The organism is Labrys okinawensis, assembly GCF_002982075.1.
Taxonomy (GTDB): Bacteria; Pseudomonadota; Alphaproteobacteria; order Rhizobiales; family Labraceae; genus Labrys; species Labrys okinawensis_A.
Genome location: NZ_PUEJ01000001.1, coordinates 334,044 through 353,124 on the forward strand (window position 1 = coordinate 334,044; position 19,081 = coordinate 353,124).

The 19,081-nt window shown below is 64.8% G+C and carries 16 protein-coding genes; 4 read left to right on the top strand and 12 right to left on the bottom strand.

Annotation, left to right across the window (positions count from 1 at the left end; translation table 11 throughout):
• Position 1 precedes the first annotated feature (1 nt).
• From ureC to C5L14_RS01665, 12 genes are all read right to left on the bottom strand, one after another.
• Positions 2-1,714, bottom strand: coding sequence for an urease subunit alpha (gene ureC, locus C5L14_RS01610; RefSeq protein WP_105860280.1), 1,713 nt, complete (start codon positions 1,712-1,714; stop codon positions 2-4).
• Positions 1,714-2,019, bottom strand: coding sequence for an urease subunit beta (locus tag C5L14_RS01615; RefSeq protein WP_105860281.1), 306 nt, complete (start codon positions 2,017-2,019; stop codon positions 1,714-1,716). The genes ureC and C5L14_RS01615 overlap by 1 nt, the downstream gene beginning before the upstream one ends.
• Positions 2,020-2,022: 3 nt before the next feature.
• Positions 2,023-2,607: a HupE/UreJ family protein gene (locus C5L14_RS01620; protein ID WP_105860282.1), complete on the bottom strand. Its 585-nt coding sequence runs from the start codon at positions 2,605-2,607 to the stop codon at positions 2,023-2,025.
• A 154-nt stretch (positions 2,608-2,761) separates the two neighbouring features.
• Entirely contained in the window at positions 2,762-3,064 is a 303-nt protein-coding gene (locus C5L14_RS01625) for an urease subunit gamma (RefSeq protein WP_105860283.1), read from the bottom strand.
• A 182-nt stretch (positions 3,065-3,246) separates the two neighbouring features.
• Positions 3,247-4,089, bottom strand: coding sequence for an urease accessory protein UreD (locus C5L14_RS01630; protein ID WP_105860284.1), 843 nt, complete (start codon positions 4,087-4,089; stop codon positions 3,247-3,249).
• Positions 4,064-4,762 carry an urea ABC transporter ATP-binding subunit UrtE gene (gene urtE, locus C5L14_RS01635; protein WP_428832590.1) on the bottom strand — a complete coding sequence of 233 codons (699 nt, stop codon included), beginning with the start codon at positions 4,760-4,762 and terminating at the stop codon, positions 4,064-4,066. Before urtE ends, C5L14_RS01630 begins: the two co-directional genes overlap by 26 nt.
• A gap of 5 nt (positions 4,763-4,767) precedes the next feature.
• Positions 4,768-5,514, bottom strand: coding sequence for an urea ABC transporter ATP-binding protein UrtD (urtD, locus tag C5L14_RS01640; protein ID WP_428832596.1), 747 nt, complete (start codon positions 5,512-5,514; stop codon positions 4,768-4,770).
• Entirely contained in the window at positions 5,514-6,692 is a 1,179-nt protein-coding gene (gene urtC / locus C5L14_RS01645; protein ID WP_105860285.1) for an urea ABC transporter permease subunit UrtC, read from the bottom strand. The genes urtD and urtC overlap by 1 nt, the downstream gene beginning before the upstream one ends.
• A complete protein-coding gene (gene urtB, locus C5L14_RS01650) occupies positions 6,689-8,347 on the bottom strand; it encodes an urea ABC transporter permease subunit UrtB (protein ID WP_428832591.1) in 1,659 nt (552 codons plus the stop codon). Before urtB ends, urtC begins: the two co-directional genes overlap by 4 nt.
• An 8-nt stretch (positions 8,348-8,355) precedes the next feature.
• Positions 8,356-9,603 (bottom strand): urea ABC transporter substrate-binding protein, encoded by a 1,248-nt coding sequence (gene urtA / locus C5L14_RS01655; protein WP_245197130.1) that lies wholly within the window; start codon positions 9,601-9,603, stop codon positions 8,356-8,358.
• Positions 9,604-9,903: 300 nt separating this feature from the next.
• Positions 9,904-12,189, bottom strand: a complete 2,286-nt coding sequence (locus tag C5L14_RS01660) for a penicillin acylase family protein (protein ID WP_245443168.1) — start codon at positions 12,187-12,189, stop codon at positions 9,904-9,906.
• Between the two features lie 381 nt (positions 12,190-12,570).
• The gene (locus C5L14_RS01665; RefSeq protein WP_105860288.1) at positions 12,571-13,827 is read right to left on the bottom strand and encodes an ROK family transcriptional regulator; all 1,257 of its coding nucleotides are present in this window, start codon (positions 13,825-13,827) and stop codon (positions 12,571-12,573) included.
• A 305-nt stretch (positions 13,828-14,132) separates the two neighbouring features.
• Here C5L14_RS01665 and C5L14_RS01670 point away from each other — a divergent pair, with 305 nt between their 5' ends.
• From C5L14_RS01670 to edd, 4 genes are all read left to right on the top strand, one after another.
• Positions 14,133-15,167 (top strand): sugar ABC transporter substrate-binding protein, encoded by a 1,035-nt coding sequence (locus tag C5L14_RS01670; protein ID WP_105860289.1) that lies wholly within the window; start codon positions 14,133-14,135, stop codon positions 15,165-15,167.
• Between the two features lie 99 nt (positions 15,168-15,266).
• On the top strand, positions 15,267-16,349 hold the full coding sequence (locus C5L14_RS01675) for an ABC transporter permease (protein ID WP_105860290.1): 1,083 nt from the start codon (positions 15,267-15,269) through the stop codon (positions 16,347-16,349).
• Positions 16,349-17,131 (top strand): ATP-binding cassette domain-containing protein, encoded by a 783-nt coding sequence (locus C5L14_RS01680; RefSeq protein ID WP_105860291.1) that lies wholly within the window; start codon positions 16,349-16,351, stop codon positions 17,129-17,131. The genes C5L14_RS01675 and C5L14_RS01680 overlap by 1 nt, the downstream gene beginning before the upstream one ends.
• Before the next feature lie 80 nt (positions 17,132-17,211).
• Complete coding sequence (gene edd / locus C5L14_RS01685; RefSeq protein ID WP_181161008.1) at positions 17,212-19,035, top strand: phosphogluconate dehydratase; 1,824 nt, start codon at positions 17,212-17,214, stop codon at positions 19,033-19,035.
• Positions 19,036-19,081: the final 46 nt, after the last annotated feature.

A 19,081-nucleotide genomic window follows, 5' to 3' on the forward strand; every position in this document is an offset into this window, starting at 1 on the left:
GTCAGAACAGGAAATAGCGTTGGGCCATCGGCAGTTCGGTTGCCGGCGGGCAGGTCAGGAGTTCGCCATCGGCGCGGACTTCATAGGTCTCGGGATCGACTTCCATGTGCGGCAGGGCATCGTTCAGCACCATGGAGCGCTTGGAGATGCCGCCGCGCGTGTTCTCGACCGCCGCCATCGGCTTGGCGACGCCAAGCCGTTCCTTAAGTCCGCCGGCAAGCGCCGCTCTGCTGACGAATGTCAGGGAAGAGGCGGCCGGAGCACCGCCGAAGCTGCCGAACATCGGGCGGTAATGCATCGGCTGCGGCGTCGGGATCGAGGCGTTGGGATCGCCCATCGGGGCCGCAGCGATGGTGCCGCCCACCAAGACCATCTCCGGCTTGACTGCGAAGAAGGCCGGGTTCCACAGGACGAGATCGGCACGCTTGCCGACTTCGATCGAGCCGACATAGGCCGACAGTCCCTGGGCGATGGCCGGGTTGATGGTGTATTTGGCGATATAGCGGCGCACCCGGAGATTGTCGTTGTCGCCGCTCTCGCCGGGCAGGCGCCCGCGCTGCAGCTTCATCTTGTGGGCGGTCTGCCAGGTGCGGATCAGGACCTCGCCGACGCGGCCCATCGCCTGGCTGTCGGACGAAATGATCGAGAAGGCGCCGATGTCGTGGAGGATGTCCTCCGCCGCGATGGTCTCCTTGCGGATGCGGCTTTCGGCAAAGGCGATGTCCTCGGCGATCGCCGGCGACAGATGATGGCAGACCATCAGCATGTCGAGATGCTCGGCGATCGTGTTGTGGGTATAGGGCCTGGTCGGGTTGGTCGAGGACGGCAGCACGTTGGGCAGGCCGCAGACCTTGATGATATCGGGCGCATGGCCGCCGCCGGCGCCTTCGGTGTGGAAGGCATGAATGGTGCGCCCCTTGAAGGCGGCGACCGTATCTTCCACGAAGCCGCTCTCGTTGAGCGTGTCCGTGTGGATCATCACCTGCACGTCGTAGTCGTCGGCCACGCCGAGGCAATTGTCGATGGCCGCCGGCGTCGTGCCCCAGTCCTCATGCAGCTTGAGCGCGCAGGCGCCGCCCTCGATCATCTCGACCAGGGCCTCCGGCCGCGAGGTGTTGCCCTTGCCCGACAGCCCCAGATTGATCGGGAAGGCGTCGAAGGAGCGGATCATGCGGGCCAGGTGCCAGGGGCCGGGCGTACAGGTGGTGGCGAGCGTGCCGTGGGCCGGGCCGGTGCCGCCGCCCAGCATGGTGGTGACGCCCGACATCAGCGCTTCCTCGATCTGCTGCGGGCAGATGAAATGGATATGCGCGTCGACGCCGCCGGCGGTCAGGATCTTGCCCTCGCCGGCAATGATCTCCGTGCCGGGACCGATGACGATGGTGACGCCGGGCTGGATGTCGGGATTGCCGGCCTTGCCGATCGCTACGATCAAGCCATCCTTCAGGCCGACATCGGCCTTGACGATGCCCCAGTGATCGAGGATCAGCGCATTGGTGATGACAGTGTCGACGGCGCCGGCGGCCCGGCTCGCCTGGCTCTGGCCCATGCCGTCGCGGATCACCTTGCCGCCGCCGAATTTCACCTCCTCGCCGGGTATGGTGAAGTCCTTTTCCACCTCGATGAAAAGCTCGGTATCGGCCAGCCTGACGCGATCGCCGACCGTCGGCCCGTACATTTGCGCATAGGCGGCGCGGGAAAGAGAAACGGGCATCATAGGGCTCCCATGATCTTGCTCTGAAAGCCGAAGATGACGCGCTTGCCGCCGATCGGGATCAGCCGCACCTGCCGCTGCTGTCCCGGCTCGAAGCGAACGGCCGTGCCGGCGGGAATGTCGAGCCGCATGCCGCGCGCCGCGTCGCGGTCGAACAGCAGCGCCGCATTGACTTCGAAGAAGTGATAGTGGGAACCGACCTGGATGGGCCGGTCGCCGGAATTGGCGACCACCAGAACGCTCGCCTGTGCGCCGGCGTTCAGCTCGATGTCACCCGCCATCGGCAGGACTTCGCCCGGGATCATGGTTTAGCCTCCCACCATCAGGGCCAGGCCGGCGAGGGCGGTCAGCCCCCCGGCGAAGCGCGTGATGAGCCGGCCGGCCTTGTCACCGGCGAGGCGGGCGATCGCGGGCCCGAGCAGCACGCCGGCCGCATGCAGCAGGGCCGTCGCCAGGGCAAAGCCGACAAGGAAGGGCGTGGCGCTTGCTTCACCCAGTTCGCCGCCATGAGCGAAGCCGTGGAACAGGGCGAAGAATCCGACGACGATCATGCCCATCGGCATCGGTACCTTGAATGCCGTCAGGGCGAGCAGGCCGAGCACCACGACCGAGGCGGCGATCGCCGGCTCGATGAAGGGCAGGGGCATGCCGGTGAGGGACGCGCCGAAGCCGGCCATCATGACCAGGACGAAGGTCGCCGGCACCGCCCACAGCGCCCGCCCGCCGAGCTGGGCAGCCCACAGGCCGACTGCGACCATCGCCAGCACGTGATCCGCGCCCGAAAGAGGATGCAGGAAACCGGTGGAGAAGGAGGCATGCTCGGCCGGATTGATATGGGCCATGGCCGGCGTGGCACTGAGCATGGCGGCGAATGCGATGAGATATTTCTTCATTCTAGCCTCTGAAGCGTTGCCCTTGCCATGCCCGGGCTTGAACTGGGCATCCAGGGATTTGGGTCGTCATTGCCCGAAAGAGGGGCTGGATTGCCGGGTCGAGCCCGGCAATGACAAAGATCGAGTTTGTTCGGTTCACCTGTCCTCCGGCGACCTATCGGATGGGTTCGTGCACGGTGACCAGCTTTGTCCCGTCCGGGAAGGTCGCTTCCACCTGCACGTCGTGGATCATCTCGGCGATGCCGGGCATGACCTGTTCGCGCGTCAGCACATGGGCACCCGCTTCCATGAGATCGGCGACGGTACGGCCGTCCCGCGCACCCTCGACCACGAAATCGGTGATGAGGGCGATCGCCTCGGGATGGTTGAGCTTGACGCCGCGTTCGAGGCGCCGGCGCGCCACCAGGGCTGCCATGGCTATCAGGAGCTTGTCTTTTTCGCGGGGCGTGAGGTTCATGCGGGGTCCGGTGGTTGGAGGCAGAGCGGGCGCTCACCTTGCAGGCGGTGGCGCTGGGTTGGAGTGTCGATCTTCAGATCGACATCCCTTTCTTGCAAATGTGAGGTTTCCGAGAATGTCGATCTGAAGATCGACACTCCACCTTCCGTGCGTTTTCGATTGAGGGAACGGCATCATGGCCTCTAGAGCTGCCACACTTTCGGCAGGGGACGGCCGGCGAGCAGAAACGACAGAAGGGGCTCGAGGCGACGCCGGAGCGCCAGGCTGTCTTCGGCCAAAAGGCGCACCAGGAGCTTGCCGCCCCAGGCGCTGGCGCCGCCATGGCTGCCGATGATCTCGCGCACCTCTTCGACCCGCTCCTCGGGCTCCGGGCAGATGGCGAGAACCGTGGCCATGGCTCGTTTTCCTCCCAGCGTCGCGGAGGCGGCAAGGCGGCTGGCGATATCGCCCTCGATGCGGAAATCATCGGCGAAGATCGGCTTGCCGCTGTGGCGCACCCGCCAGCGATCCTTGAGCGCGCCGCTGCGCACCACTTCGCCCATGGCGGCGCGGCCGAACAGCACGGCCTCGACGGCGAGCAGTTCGGCGCCGTCGGCCAGATCGATCTCGAGACGCCGGACGAGGCGGCCGCCGTCGAACAGGATAGTCTCCTGCGGCAGCCATGCCAGGCGGGCGCCGGCCTCGGCGACCAGCCGGTTGACCACCACCGCGTCCTCGCCCGTCGAGCGGTAGATGCGTTCGCAGGCTTGGGTGGTGATGGTGGCCGAACTCCCCGGTCCGGCCACGACCTCGAAGGAAAGACTATCGCCACCGGTCAGCCCGCCCGCCGTGTTGATGAGGATGGCCTCCGGCTGTGCTCCAGGCAGCGGTTGCGGCAATCTTACCTTGGCGCATCCCTCCTGATAGAGGGTCGCGAGCCTGGTAGCCCCGGCACGCCGGCGAAAGGCGAGGCGCGCGACGCCTTCGGCCCGTTCGAGGCGGGGCGAAGCCTTCCTGAGCTCAGAGCAGGAGATGTCGGCGTACATCTGGCTTGTCCAGGTCGGCGGCATCGCCGGAAAAGACGATCTCGCCGCGATCCATGATGACGACACGATCGGCCAGTTCGCGCGCGAAGTCGAGATATTGCTCGACCAGGAGGATCGTCATGCCCATTTTGTCGCGCAGGAACGCGATGGCCCGGCCGATATCCTTGATCACGGAGGGCTGGATGCCTTCCGTCGGCTCATCCAGCAGCAGGAGCTTGGGCCGGGTCACCAGTGCCCGGCCGATGGCGAGCTGCTGCTGCTGGCCTCCCGAAAGGTCGCCGCCCCGGCGCTGCAGCATCTGGGCGAGCACCGGAAACAGGTCGAATATATGGGCCGGAATGCTGCGATCGGCACGTTTGAGCGGGGCGAAACCGGTCTGAAGATTTTCCTTCACCGTCAGCAGGGGAAAGATTTCACGGCCCTGAGGCACGAGGGCGATGCCGAGCCTGGCCCTGTCATGGGCGGGGCTGCGGCCGAGTGGCTTACCTTCGAAACTGACGGTACCGGCGCTCGGCCGGTGCTGGCCGGCGATGGTGCGCATCAGGCTGGTCTTGCCGACCCCATTGCGGCCGAGGATGCAGGTGACCTTGCCGGCGTCGGCCTGCAGCGACACGCCGCGCAGCGCCTGGGCGGCACCATAGTGAAGAGTGAGATCACTGACGGACAACAACATCTGCCCTATCTTCCCAGATAGACTTCGACGACCCGCGGGTCCGCCGAGACATGGTCGAACCGCCCCTCGGACAGCACGCTTCCCTCGTGCAGGCAGGTTACCTTCACACCGAGTTCGCGCACGAAATGCATGTCGTGCTCGACGACGACGACCGAATGCGAGCGGGCGATCTGCCGGAGCAGATCGCCGGTCTGCGCGGTTTCGGCGTCGGTCATGCCGGCTACGGGCTCGTCGATGAGCAGGAGCTTGGGGTTCTGAGCCAGCAGCATGCCGATCTCCAGCCATTGCTTCTGGCCGTGCGACAGCGCGGCAGCCTTGTCGTTCCGCCGCTGCTCCAGGCGAACGGTGGCAAGGATCTCCTCGATGCGCTCGGTCTCGGACCGCGAGCGCTGGTCGAAAAGGGCGGCGAAGATGCCGCGTCGGCCCTTGAGGGACAAAGCGATATTGTCCTCGACCGTATGTGTTTCGAACACCGTCGGCTTCTGGAATTTGCGGCCGATGCCGAGATTGGCGATATCGGTTTCGTCGAGCCGGGTCAGGTCGTGCTCGCCGTCGAAGAAGACCTCGCCGGTATCGGGCCGGGTCTTCCCGGTGATGATATCCATCATCGTGGTCTTGCCGGCCCCGTTCGGACCGATGATGGCGCGCATCTCACCGGGCTCCAGGATGAGCGAGAGATTGTTGATGGCCTTGAAGCCGTCAAAGCTGACGCTGACGCCGTCGAGATAGAGGATGCTTTGCGGATGCTGGATCACGATATGCCATCCTGCGCTGCTTCGCTTCGGGGGGCCGCCTGGACCGTCGCAAGCGTCTGAGGCGCTGAAGTCTTGCGCGGCCGCTTCGAGCCCCGCCACTGGTCGAGGGCTCCGACCAAGCCTCGCGGCAGCAGGAGCGGCATGGCGACGAAGAGGGCGCCGAGGGCGAACAGCCACAGATCGGGCAGGGCGGCGGTAAACCAGCTCTTGGCCCAGTTGACGCCGATGGCGCCGATCACCGGTCCGACCAGGGTGCCGCGGCCGCCGATGGCGGTCCAGATCACGACCTCGATGGAATTGGCCGGCGAGAACTCGCCGGGATTGATGATGCCCACCTGCGGGACATAGAGCGCGCCGGCGATGCCGGCCATCACCGCCGAGAAGGTGAAAGCGAACAGCTTGATGTTCTCGGGCCGCCAGCCGAGAAAACGGGAGCGATATTCGGCATCGCGCACGGCGACCATGAGCTTGCCGAGCTTGGAAGCGGTGATCATGGCGGTGAGCGCGACGAACAGGGCCAGCATCAGGGCGCTGGCGGCGAACAGGCCCGCGCGCGTGCCCGGCGCCTGCAGGGAAAAGCCGAGCACATCCTTGAAATCCGTCAGCCCGTTATTGCCGCCGAATCCCATGTCGTTGCGGAAGAAGGCGAGCATGAGGGCATAGGTCATCGCCTGGGTGATGATCGAGAGATAGACGCCGTTGACGCGACTGCGAAAGGCGAACCAGCCGAAGGCGAAGGCGAGCAGGCCGGGTACGGCCATCGCCATCAGCGCGGCGAACCAGAACCGGTCGAAGCCGTACCAGAACCAGGGCAGTTCCTGCCAGTTCAGGAAGACCATGAAGTCGGGCAGGACGGGATTGCCATAGACGCCGCGGTCGCCGATGCCGCGCATCAGATACATGCCCATGGCATAGCCGCCCAGCGCGAAGAAAGCGCCGTGGCCGAGCGACAGAAGACCGCAATAGCCCCAGACGAGATCGAGGGAGAGGGCGAGCAGGGCATAGTTGAGATATTTGCCCATGAGCGCCACGACATAGCTGGGAATGTGGAAGGCGCTGCCCTCCGGCACGGCCAGGTGCAGGAGCGGCACCAGCACCGCAGCCGCTACCAGAATGGCGATCAGGATGGACAGGCGGCGATCGAGACCGTTCTTGAGGAGGGTTGCGAGGATCATGCTTCCACCGCCCGCCCCCGGGGCGCGAACAGGCCGCGCGGGCGCTTCTGGATGAAAAGGATGATGAAGACGAGCACGATGATCTTGCCCAGGACCGCACCCGCATAGGGTTCGAGGAATTTATTGGCGATGCCGAGCGTCAATGCGCCCAACAGCGTGCCCCAGAGATTGCCGACGCCGCCGAACACCACGACCATGAAAGAATCGATGATGTAGCCCTGGCCCAGATTGGGCGAGACATTGCCGATCTGGCTGAGGGCGACCCCGGCGATGCCCGCGATGCCGGAGCCGAGGCCGAAGGTGAGCGCGTCGATCCTGGGCGTGCGGATACCCATCGAGGATGCCATGCGCCGGTTCTGGGTGACGGCGCGCATCTGCAGGCCCCAGCGGGTGCGATTGAGGATGAGGCGCAGGGCGATGAACACGGCGATCGAGAAGGCGAAGATCCATAACCGGTTGGCGGTCAGGGTCAGTTCGCCGACGCTGATGCTGCCGGACATCCACCCGGGATTGGAGACCTCGCGATTGCTCGGCCCGAAGATCACGCGTATGGCCTGCTGCAGGATCAGCGATACACCCCAGGTCGCCAGCAGGGTCTCCAGCGGGCGGTCATAGAGAAAGCGGATGATGCCGCGCTCGATGACGACACCGACGGCACCCGCAACCAGGAAGGCGAGGGGCAGGGCGATCAGCAGGGACATGTCGATGAGGCCGGGCGCATAGGCGCGCACTGCCTCCTGCACGACGAAGGTGGTGTAGGCGCCGATCATCACCATCTCGCCATGCGCCATGTTGATGACGCCGAGCACGCCGAAGGTGATGGCAAGGCCGATGGCGGCCAGCAGGAGCACCGAGGCCAGCGAGATGCCGTACCAGACGTTCTCCGCCAGATCCCACAGTTTCAGGCGCGCATCGATGGTGCGGATGCCCGCGGCGGCTTCATCCTTCAAGGCGCCGTCGGCGCCGCCCGCGAAACGGCCCAGCAGCGCGGCGGCTTCGCGGGTGCCCAGGGATGCCACCAGCCCGATGGCGGCACTCTTGTCGGCCTGGGGTTTGTCGGAGAACAAGGTCGCCGCGGCGCGCGCCGTCTCCAGCCGGGCCTTGACGATCGTATCGGTCTCCTTGGCGATGGCGCTGTCGAGAGCCGGCAGCGCAGCTGGATCGGGGGTCTGGGTCAGGGCGGCGGCGGCGGCGAGGCGGGCCGCCCTGTCGCTGGAAGCCAGCGTGAGCGAGCCGCTCGCCTCTTTTATCGCCCGTCTTATGGCGTTGTTGACCTTGATCCTGACGAGTTCGCTCTTGGCTGCTTTGCCCAGGTCGGCGCCGGTGAGCGGATCGGCGATCGTGAGCGGATCGCCGCTGCCGGAGGCGATCAGGATCGCCTTGTCCGACTGACGCCAGCAGAGATTGCCATCGGCCAGCGCCGCGAGCGGGCGGGCCGCCAGCGCATCCCCGCTCCCGGCCAGCTCGCGCACCACCGCCTCGACCTGCTGGAAGTTTGCAGCACCGGCCAGCTTGGCCAGGCCGGCCCTGGTACCGGCTTCATCGGCGTGGACGAGGCCGGGCATGAGCAGGCAGGCCCATAGGGCCAGGATGAGGAAACGGCACCCACCCATGGCGGAGCGCAAGCGGAGACGGGAGGGGTCGCGGGAGAACATGCCAGCGCCTAGTTCGTGCCCTGGCCGCCGCATTTGCCGGTGGCGACGTTGAAATTGCCGCAGGACAGCGGCTTGCGCCAATCGGCGATCAGATCCTTGGAGTCCGGCAGGTAATCGGACCATTCATCGCCCACCACCAGTCCCGAGCTCTGCCACACGGTCTGCATCTGGCCGTCGGCCTGGATCTCGCCGATCAGGACCGGCTTGGTGATGTGATGGTTGGGCATCATGGTCGAGTAGCTGCCCGAAAGATTGGGCACGGACACACCGACAATGGCATCGATCACCGCGTCGGGATCGGTGGTGCCGGCTTTCTCCACCGCCTTCACCCACATGTTGAAGCCGATATAATGGGCTTCCATCGGGTCGTTGGTGACGCGCTTGTCGTTCTTGGTGAAGGCGCGCCAGGTCTTGATGAACTGGGCATTGGCCGGCGTGTCGACCGACTGGAAATAGTTCCAGGCCGTGAGGTGGCCGACCAGCGGGCCGGTGTCGAGGCCTGCCAGTTCCTCCTCGCCCACGGAAAAGGCGACGACGGGAATGTCCTCGGCCTTGATGCCCTGATTGGCGAGTTCCTTGTAGAAGGGCACGTTGGCGTCGCCGTTGATGGTGGAGATGACGGCGGTCTTCTTGCCGGCCGAGCCGAATTTCTTGATGTCGGAGACGATGGTCTGCCAGTCGGACTGGCCGAAGGGCGTGTAGTTGACCATGATGTCGTCCTTGGCCACGCCCTTGGATTGCAGATAGGCCTGCAGGATCTTGTTGGTGGTCTGAGGGTAGACATAGTCCGTTCCGGCCAGCACCCAGCGCTTCACGCCTTCTTGGCTCATCAGATAGTCGACGGCCGGGATGGCCTGCTGGTTCGGCGCTGCGCCGGTGTAGAACACATTTCGCTCGCTCTCCTGGCCCTCATATTGCACCGGGTAGAACAGGAGGCCGTCGAGCTCCTTGAAGACCGGCAGGACGGATTTGCGGCTGACCGAGGTCCAGCAGCCGAACACCGCCGCCACCTTGTCCTTGCCAAGGAGGTCGCGGGCCTTCTCGGCGAAGAGCGGCCAGTTCGAAGCGGGATCGACCACCACGGCTTCCAGCTTGCGCCCGAGCACGCCGCCTTTCTTGTTCTGCTCGTCGATCAGCATCAGCATGGCGTCCTTGAGCGTCGTCTCGGAAATCGCCATCGTGCCGGACAGCGAATGCAGGATGCCGATCTTGATGGTGTTCTCTTCGGCCCGGGCCGCGCCGCAGACCATCAGCATCGCCACGATGCCGCCCGACAGGTAATGCCCGAATTGTCCTCGCTTCGACATGACGCCTTCCCTTTTGCTCTTGGATCCCAAAGGGAGGACTAGCAAGCGGCGTGCCAATCGCGGCGGAGCGGTCTGCGACAACGCCGGGCCTGCCGCACGGCATAATGGAAAGGCGATGACTTCCGGACTTGCCGGCGCCGGACCACAGGAGCCGGCGCCGGCTTGAGGCGGACAAAAATTTATGCATGCTCAATAATTAGGCGAACTGCTGCCTTTCGGGGCCGTTCCCTCGCGGAAGGCGCTGTTCCGCTATCGCGCAGGCTTGTAGGTCACGATTTCACTCGCCGCATTTTCGACTGCGGATCTGGAATAGAGCAGGGGTACATAGCGCCCGTTGGCCCACAGCGGCGCCAGATCGCGATAATGAGGGCTGAAGGGATTGCCGGATTGCCCCGGCGTGTTGATGGCGCGGCTGGCGTCCCAATTGCCGACATCCAGCACCATGCGGAAGGAGGCGCCGGAGGTCAGGCGAAAGTCCGAGCTGCGATAGCTGGCGGCATGGGGCACGTTGCTGGCGCCGCCGAGTTCGAGCGGGCCGACGCGCATCTGCGCCTGCGTCGAGGGGTCGGCGAGCGGCAGCAGCGCGTGATCGAACTGGGCATGGTGCAGCCTGCCCCAGCGCCACTGGCTGGTATCCTCGCCGAGAAGCTTGGAGACATCCGCGACCGCGGCGCCGATGCTCTGCAGCAGCAACGTGTCCCGCGTCTTGGCCGGGTCGGCGCCGAGGGATGCGTCCGGCTTCTCCAGAAGGTCGAACATCGCGCCGACGCTCGGCTTGGGAATGAGGGAACGAGCGGCTTGCGGCACGGTGGCGTTCACCAAGGCAGGGCCGATATGCTTGCTGATCCACACCTCGAACAGAGCCGCGGCGGCGCTGTCGCGGTCGTCGCTCGCATTCCAGTCCCGCAGGAGCTGGAGCCCGTTGGTAATTTGGAGATCGTCCGATCGCAGGGGTTTGAGCAGCGCGATCAGCCGGCGTCCCAGCATGCTGGTGTCGTCGTTCTGCAGGTCCATCGCGTCGGCAAGGCTGAATTTCTTCTTGTCCTCCAGCACCTCGACGATGCGGTCCCAGCGGGCCGGGTTGGCCCAGGAATCGAAGCCGATGCGCCGCTGCTCGATGGGGTAGCCCGGCGGCAGATTCATCTGGTTGGCGGTGGCGAAATAGCCGGCCTTCGGGTTGAAGACGCTCGGCAATTCGTCCAGGCGCATGAAACCCTGCCATTCATAACGCCCGTCGCCCGGCACGGGGAGGAGCCCGTCATAGCTCAGGCGGCGCGGCGCCATCCCGCCCGGCTGCCAGCCGATATTGCCCTTGGTGTCGGCATAGACCTGGTTTTCCGAAGGGGCGCCCCAGCGCTTCATGGCGGCCTGGAATTGCGGCCAGTTCTTCGCCGTCATGTAGTCGGACGAGCCGAAATAGGCCGAGGTTCCCGGCTCGAACCACACGGAGCGAAGGGTGAAGGCGAGATTTCGCTTGGTATCGGTGGCGAGCACCGGCCCGTGCCGGGTGAACCGCATTTCGATATCCTGCGGGGCGCCGCCCCTGACCTCGACCTTTTCACGCAGGATCCGGACCGGCTCCCAGTTCCCGCCGAATCTGACCTGATCGGGGTTGCCCGGATTGAGCGCCTCGACATAGAGATCTTCCTGATCCATGCCGAAGATCGTCAACCCGAAGGCGATGCGGCCATTGTGGCCGATCGAAATGCCGGGAAGCGCCGGTTCGCCGGCGCCGATCACGTTCATGCCCGGTGCGATCAGGTGAACGATATAGCGCAGGGACGGCACGCTGTGGTCGCGATGCGGGTCATTGGCCAGGATCGGGCGGCTGGTTGCGGTGCGCCTGCCGGAGACGACCCAATTGTTGGAGCCGATCGTGTCGACCTTGGCCTGTGCCTGCGCCAGCAGGACATCGGGGTCATAGGCCTGCGCCGCCTTCTTGCCCGCGCCGAATTTAACCGGATCGGTCGCGAGCGTGTAATCCTTGAGCACGTCCCGTGGTATGGAACAGGGGTCGAGGCCGTCTGGCAGCTTCGCGGTCCATTCGGGTTCGAGCTTGGCCTGGAGCCTGCCGGCATCGAGCCCGGCGGCACAGGCAATTTGCGCGCGCTGCACTTCGAGCTCGACATTGCGTGTCAGGCCATGGCTGCGGATGCGCACGATATCGTCGACATGCCACAGGTCCGGACGCGATCCGGCGAGCTTGAACTCCTCGGGCAGGGGCTGCGTGCCGTCCCGCGTTTCCTGGACATAGGCATTGACGCCGGCGATGAAGGCGTCGGCATAGTCCTTGGCATTGGGACCATAGGATTGCCATTCCTTATCCATGTCGCCGCGATAGAGGAACAGGCGTGCCGCGCGGTCCTGTTCGACATAGGCCGGGCCGAAATCCTTGGCCAGAAGACCGAGGCCGCGCTTGCGCCACAGATCGATCTGCCACAGGCGGTCGCGCGCGGCATTGTAACCTTGCATGAAGAACGCATCGCGCCGGTTGGCGGTATAGAGATGTGGGATGCCCCAATGATCGAGGATCATCGTAGCGGGCTGTTGCAGACCGCGGATATCATGGCTCTGTTGCCGCACACCAGATGAGATTTCGGCAAGAGCAGGCGGAACCCAGGCGACCAATGCAACAGAGCTGAGAAAGATTGCCAGGCTACGAAGCATATCAATGACCTTATTTTTCTATACGGTACACTTTTGAAAATATGGTTATTTTTGACGTGACCCGGATAGTGCAGCGGTTTCAGGCGCCCGACAAGAAACTTGTCTTCATGATCTCGCAGAATGTTCACCGCAGGCTCTGCGCATTGCTGGGAGTGGGGGCAGCGAGATCGGCGAGGAGAGAAATTACAATCTAAATTACCAAAAAAACTATAATATCAGTTATTTACGAAATAATACTAAACTCATACATTACTTGTTGTGCAAGTCGCCGTTCTTAAGCGTACTGCCTTCTTTGGAACCGTCCGCGACCACGAGGAAGCGTGCCGATAGCGGCAGGCTGGCGCCGCCGAGCACGCGGGCATGGATGCCCACCGTTCCCTCGCGCACATGGGGTGTTCTCAATCCTTCCACATCGATCCGGCCGAGTGCCTCGCGCACCGCGCCCACCAGGCGCGCCCTGACCTCGGCCGGCATCCAGCCATCGATGACGGCCGCTTCGAAATCGATCACGGCGCAGGAGGAGACGATGGCGTAGGCCAGGGCACCGGCCGCCTTGCCGATCCAGATGTCGACGTCCTCGCCCAGCTCGCCCCACGCCTCGGGCGAGGTCCAAAGATGCGCGGCGTCGATGCCGCGTGCCTTCAGGGCCTTTTCCAGCATGGCGATGGAGGCGACGTCGATGAGCTGTGTCGGCTTGCCGTCGGGGCCGGGGACCGGCATGGAGCCGAGCGCGCCGGCATTGCCGGTCTGCCCGCCGAACAGGCGGCCATTCAACACGATGCCGCCCCCCGCAAAGGCCCCGATATAGAAATAGACGAAGTCGCGCGCGCCCGAGAACTGGCCGAAGACGAGCTCGGCGCCACAGGCGGCGGTGGCGTCATTCTCCAGATAGACCGGAAAATCGCAGTTCGACTGGAGGTCGGCCTGGATGCTGCGATGACGCCATTCGTCCAGGATGTCGGGGGGAGCGCCGGCGGCATCCGCCCAGTTCCACAATTCGAAAGGCATGGCGATGCCGAGCCCCGCTATGCGCTTGTTCTCGGCCGGGCTGAGCGTCGCCCTGACGGAGGCGATGCCGTCGAGCGCGAAGCGGATCGTTTCGCCGGGGGCGGGGTAGAGGTAGGACTTGTGCAGCATCGAGCGCACATTGCCGAGGAAATCGATCAGCACGAGGTCGGCACTGCGCCGCCCGATCTTCAGGCCGAGGAAGAAGGCGCCTTGCGGATTGAGCGCCATGGGAATCGAGGGCTGGCCGATGCGTCCGCGCACCGGTTCCTGGCGCGTCAGCAAGCCCGCTTCCTCCAACTCGCGCATGATGACGGATACGGTCTGCAGCGACAGGCTGGTCATGCGAGCGATGTCGGATTTGGCCAGGGCGCCGTGTTCGCGCACGAGCGAGAGCACGATGCGCTCATTGTGGTCGCGCATGCCGCTCTGATTGGTGCCGCGATGATGGCGGCTTTCGGCCAGTTCGGGCGAACCGGCCTTCTGGGTGCCAGCCTCCATCCCATTTCCTCCCCTCGAGCAAAACGCGCCCAAGCGTGGCGCGCATTTTCTTTAACTCTTTGTTTTGACGTGTCTTTGCGAGTCTGGATGATTCCGTCTCATCCCAACGCTATAGGGCGATATTCTTCCTTCCGCCAGAATGGGCGCTTCGTGCAAGGACGTCAACAAATTACTAAATAAGACTTATTTATTTATTGACACGGCGGGCAGGTGTGGTGTTTTTTAATGCAGGCGCCGCGGCAATGAAGGCGCCCCGAAAGCGAGGCCGGGAAGCCGGCCTGGCGTTCCAAAATGGGAGGAACATGATGAAGAAACCCGTTCTGAAGTCGGCTTTGCTCTGTGCCAGCGTCCTGTCGCTGGGCATCTTCGCCACCCCAGGTTTTGCCGCCGATGTCGGCGCCTGCCTGATCACCAAGACCGACACCAACCCCTTCTTCGTGAAGATGAAGGAAGGTGCGACCGCCAAGGCCAAGGAACTCGGCGTCAACCTCAAGGCCTATGCCGGCAAGATCGACGGCGACAATGAGAGCCAGGTCTCGGCCATCGAGTCCTGCATTGCCGACGGAGCCAAGGGCATCCTGCTGGTGCCTTCCGATTCCAAGGCCATCGTCGACTCCGTCAAGAAGGCGCGCGCCGCCGGCATCCTGGTGATCGCGCTCGATACGCCGCTGGAGCCGATCGACGCGGCCGACGCCACCTTCGCCACCGACAATTTCAAGGCCGGCGAATTGATCGGCCAGTGGGCCAAGACGACGCTGGGCGACAAGGCCAAGGAGGCCAAGATCGCCTATCTCGACCTCAATCCGAGCCAGCCGACGGTCGATGTCCTGCGCGATCAGGGCTTCATGAGCGGGTTCGGCATTTCCAAGATCGAAAATCCGACCAAGATCCAGGATTGGGGCGATGCCCGCAACGTCTGCCACGACGTCACCAACGGCAATGAAGAGGGCGGGCGGGCCGCCATGGAGAACTGCCTCCAGAAGGACCCGATGATCAATGTCGTCTACACCATCAACGAACCGGCAGCCGCTGGTGCCTATGAGGCGCTCAAGGCCGTCGGCCGCGAGAAGGACGTTCTGCTCGTCTCCGTCGATGGTGGCTGCCCGGGCGTGAAGAACGTCGCGGAAGGCGTGATCGGCGCGACCTCGCAGCAATATCCGCTCAAGATGGCCGCCATGGGCATCGAGGCCATCAAGAAATTTGCCGATGGCGGCGAGAAGCCCAAGCCGAGCGAAGGCAAGGCGTTCTTCGATACCGGCGCCACTCTCGTCACCGACAAGCCGGCCTCCGGCGTCGAATCCATCGACACCAAGAAAGGCAAGGATCTGTGCTGGGGCTGAGCTGAGGCCAGCCCGAACGTTCAATCTTGTTCCTAGGGAGCGGCCGCCGCGCCGCTCCTTTTACGAGGGGCGACCACCCCACGGGAGGAGACCAAAGATATGACCGATCCTTCGGCCAATGTCGGACGTCCGCAGGACTTCGAGAAAGTCCTCTCGGGCAGCGACACCAGCGTAGCCAGCTTCGACGTTCACAACAAATCGGCGCTGGAGAAGGCACAGCATTTCCTGCACGGGAACCCGGCCATGGTGCCGCTGATCGTGCTGGTGCTGTCCACCGCCATCTTCGGCGTCATCCTGGGCAGCAAGTTCTTTTCCGCCTTTTCATTGACTCTCATCCTGCAGCAGGTGGCCATCACCGGCATCGTCGGCGCGGCCCAGACCCTGGTGATCCTGACGGCCGGCATCGACCTGTCGGTCGGAGCGATCATGGTGCTGTCATCGGTGGTGATGGGCCAGTTCACCTTCCGGTACGGCCTGCCGGCTCCGCTGTCGATCCTGTGCGGCTTCGCCTGCGGCGCCCTCTGCGGCTACATCAACGGGCTGCTCGTCTCCCGCATGAAACTGCCGCCTTTCATCGTCACGCTGGGCAGCTGGCAGATCATCCTTGCCGCCAATTTCCTCTATTCGGCCAATGAGACGATCCGCAGCCAGGACATCGCGGCTCAGGCCCCGCTGCTGCAGCTTTTCGGCGCGAGCTTCCGCTTCGGCGGAGCGGTCCTGACGGCTGGGGTGGTGGCCATGGTGCTGCTGGTCGCGGTCCTGTGGTACGTGCTCAACCACACCGCCTGGGGCCGGCATGTCTATGCCGTCGGCGACGATCCCGACGCCGCCGAGCTCTCGGGCGTCGGCACCAACAAGATGCTGCTCCAGGTCTACACGCTCTCCGGCATCATCTGCGCCCTGGCGGGCTGGGTGCTGATCGGCCGTCTCGGCTCGGTTTCGCCGACCTCCGGCCAGTTCGCCAATATCGAGTCGATCACCGCGGTGGTCATCGGCGGCATTTCCCTGTTCGGCGGCCGAGGCTCGATCCTGGGCATGATCTTCGGCGCCCTGATCGTCGGCGTGTTCCAGCTCGGCCTCAGGCTGGTGGGCACCGACCCGCAATGGACCTATCTGCTCATCGGCGTTCTCATCATCGGCGCCGTGACCGTCGACCAGTGGATCAGAAAGGTTGCAGGCTAATGGCACAGGAACCCATTCTCAGCGCCCGCGGCCTGGTCAAGCGCTACGGCCGGGTCACCGCTCTCAACAATTGCGAGTTCGACCTCTATCCCGGCGAGATCCTCGCCGTGATCGGCGACAACGGCGCCGGCAAGTCCTCGCTGATCAAGGCCCTGTCGGGCGCGATCACGCCCGACGAGGGGGAAATCAGGCTCGACGGCAAGGCCGTCAGCTTCAAATCCCCCATCGATGCCCGCGAGGCGGGGATCGAATGCGTGTACCAGAACCTGGCCCTGTCGCCGGCCCTGTCCATCGCCGACAACATGTTCCTGGGGCGCGAGATCCGCAAACCCGGCATTCTCGGGCAATGGTTCAAGATGCTCGACAGGCCGGCCATGGAAAAGCGGGCCCGCGAGAAGCTGACCGAGCTCGGCCTGATGACCATCCAGAATATCGGGCAGGCGGTCGAGACCCTGTCCGGCGGGCAGCGCCAGGGCGTTGCGGTGGCGAGGGCGGCCGCCTTCGGCTCGAAGGTGGTGATCATGGACGAGCCGACCGCCGCTCTCGGCGTCAAGGAAAGCCGCCGCGTGCTCGAGCTCATCCTCGACGTCAAGCGGCGCGGGCTGCCGATCGTGCTGATCTCGCACAACATGCCGCATGTGTTCGAAGTGGCCGATCGCATCCATATCCACCGGCTCGGCCGCCGGCTCTGCGTGATCAATCCGCGCGACTACACGATGTCCGATGCGGTCGCCTTCATGACCGGCGCCAAGGCCCCGCCTGAGGAACTGGTCGCGGCCTGACGGGATCGGAAGGCCGTCTCATCGACGAAGCCAATAGGAGGACGATGTGTCGTGCAAGCGGCGGCATCGTCCTCCAACGAATGAAAGGCTGCCAGGTGCTGAACTCGACGCTCGTACGGGTCACCGATCGGATCGCGGCGCGATCCGCCGCCCTTCGCCGTCCCTATCTCGAGCGCATGGCCCGCGCCCGCGCGGCCGGCACCGTCCGCGCCCATCTGTCCTGCGGCAACCAGGCCCATGCCTATGCGGCCATGCCGGCGGACGACAAGGCGGCCCTTGTCAAGGGCAGCGCCGGCAATCTCGGCATCATCACCGCCTATAACGACATGCTCTCGGCCCACCAGCCCTATGAGAGCTACCCCGACCTGATCCGCGCGGCGGCGCGCGCCGCCGGCGGCACGGCGCAGGTGGCCGGCGGGGTGCCGGCGATGTGCGACGGCGTCACCCAGGGCCAGGCCGGCATGGAGCTGTCGCTGTTCTCGCGCGATGCCATTGCCATGGCGGCCGGAATCGCGCTCAGCCACAACACTTTCGATGCCACGGTCTATCTCGGCGTCTGCGACAAGATCGTGCCGGGCCTCGTCATCGCGGCGGCCGCCTTCGGCCATCTGCCGGCGATCTTCGTGCCGGCCGGGCCGATGGCGAGCGGCATCGCCAATGACGAGAAGTCCAAGGTGCGCCAGCTCTTCGCCACCGGCCAATGCGGGCGCGACCGGCTGATGGAAGCGGAGATGGCGGCCTATCACGGGCCGGGCACCTGCACCTTTTACGGCACGGCCAACACCAACCAGATGCTGATGGAGTTCATGGGCCTGCATTTGCCGGGTTCGAGCTTCGTCAACCCCCATACGCCGTTGCGCGACGCCCTCACCGTGGAAGCCGCCAGGCGCGCCCTGGCGATCTCGGCGCTCGGCAACGAGTATACACCGGTTTGCGACGTGCTCGACGAGCGCGCCTTCGTCAACGGCATCGTCGGGCTCAATGCCACCGGGGGCTCCACCAACCTGCTCATCCACATGATCGCCATGGCGCGGGCGGCGGGGATCGTGCTCGACTGGCAGGATTTCGCCGATCTTTCGGATGTGACGCCGCTGATGGCGCGGGTCTATCCGAACGGACTTGCGGATGTGAACCATTTCCACGCCGCCGGCGGCCTCGGCTTCATGATCGGCGAACTTCTCGAAGCCGGGCTTCTCCACCCCGACACGCGCACCGTGGCCGGGGAGGGGCTCGCGCGCTACACCAGGGAACCCAAGCTCATCCACGGCGCCCTGGTATGGTCGGAGGGGACGAGCAGGTCGCTGAATCCCAAGGTTCTGCGGCCGGCCGGAGAGCCCTTCCAGCCGACGGGCGGGCTCAAGCGGCTCCAGGGCAATCTCGGCACCGGCGTGATGAAGGTCTCGGCCGTGTCGCCGGAGCGCCATCTCGTCGAGGCGCCGGTCCGCGTCTTTGCCGACCAGGAAGCGGTCAAGCAGGCCTTCCGTGCCGGTGAATTCACCGGGGACACCGTGGTGGTGGTGCGCTTCCAGGGGCCGAAGGCCAACGGCATGCCGGAACTGCATAGTCTGACCCCGATGCTTTCCGTCTTGCAGGACAAGGGGCTGAAGGTCGCCCTGGTTACCGATGGGCGGATGTCGGGCGCTTCCGGCAAGGTGCCCGCGGCGATCCATGTCAGCCCGGAGGCTCTCGACGGAGGGCCGCTTGCCAGGCTCAGGGATGGCGATCTCGTGCGTGTCGACGCGGTTGCGGGCACCATCGACGTCCTGACGCCGGGGGCACTCGAGCGTGCCGATGTCCAGCCGGATCTCGCCGACAACGAATTCGGCGCCGGCCGCGAGCTTTTCGGTCTGTTTCGCCGGCAGGTTTCGGCCGCGGAAAGCGGCGCCTCGCCCTTGTTTGGCTGATAGGAGCTGCATCGAGGAAGGCGCGCCGGCGCGAGCGCGGATGGCG

Bases quoted from the DNA above. Each gene is read 5' to 3' on its own strand.
- ureC (WP_105860280.1), bottom strand. From the start codon at position 1,714: ATGCCCGTTTCTCTTTCCCGCGCCGCCTATGCGCAAATGTACGGGCCG.
- C5L14_RS01615 (WP_105860281.1), bottom strand. From the start codon at position 2,019: ATGATCCCGGGCGAAGTCCTGCCGATGGCGGGTGACATCGAGCTGAAC.
- C5L14_RS01620 (WP_105860282.1), bottom strand. From the start codon at position 2,607: ATGAAGAAATATCTCATCGCATTCGCCGCCATGCTCAGTGCCACGCCG.
- C5L14_RS01625 (WP_105860283.1), bottom strand. From the start codon at position 3,064: ATGAACCTCACGCCCCGCGAAAAAGACAAGCTCCTGATAGCCATGGCA.
- C5L14_RS01630 (WP_105860284.1), bottom strand. From the start codon at position 4,089: ATGTACGCCGACATCTCCTGCTCTGAGCTCAGGAAGGCTTCGCCCCGC.
- urtE (WP_428832590.1), bottom strand. From the start codon at position 4,762: ATGTTGTTGTCCGTCAGTGATCTCACTCTTCACTATGGTGCCGCCCAG.
- urtC (WP_105860285.1), bottom strand. From the start codon at position 6,692: ATGATCCTCGCAACCCTCCTCAAGAACGGTCTCGATCGCCGCCTGTCC.
- urtB (WP_428832591.1), bottom strand. From the start codon at position 8,347: ATGTTCTCCCGCGACCCCTCCCGTCTCCGCTTGCGCTCCGCCATGGGT.
- urtA (WP_245197130.1), bottom strand. From the start codon at position 9,603: ATGCTGATGGTCTGCGGCGCGGCCCGGGCCGAAGAGAACACCATCAAG.
- C5L14_RS01660 (WP_245443168.1), bottom strand. From the start codon at position 12,189: ATGATCCTCGATCATTGGGGCATCCCACATCTCTATACCGCCAACCGG.
- C5L14_RS01665 (WP_105860288.1), bottom strand. From the start codon at position 13,827: ATGGAGGCTGGCACCCAGAAGGCCGGTTCGCCCGAACTGGCCGAAAGC.
- C5L14_RS01670 (WP_105860289.1), top strand. From the start codon at position 14,133: ATGAAGAAACCCGTTCTGAAGTCGGCTTTGCTCTGTGCCAGCGTCCTG.
- C5L14_RS01675 (WP_105860290.1), top strand. From the start codon at position 15,267: ATGACCGATCCTTCGGCCAATGTCGGACGTCCGCAGGACTTCGAGAAA.
- C5L14_RS01680 (WP_105860291.1), top strand. From the start codon at position 16,349: ATGGCACAGGAACCCATTCTCAGCGCCCGCGGCCTGGTCAAGCGCTAC.
- edd (WP_181161008.1), top strand. From the start codon at position 17,212: ATGAAAGGCTGCCAGGTGCTGAACTCGACGCTCGTACGGGTCACCGAT.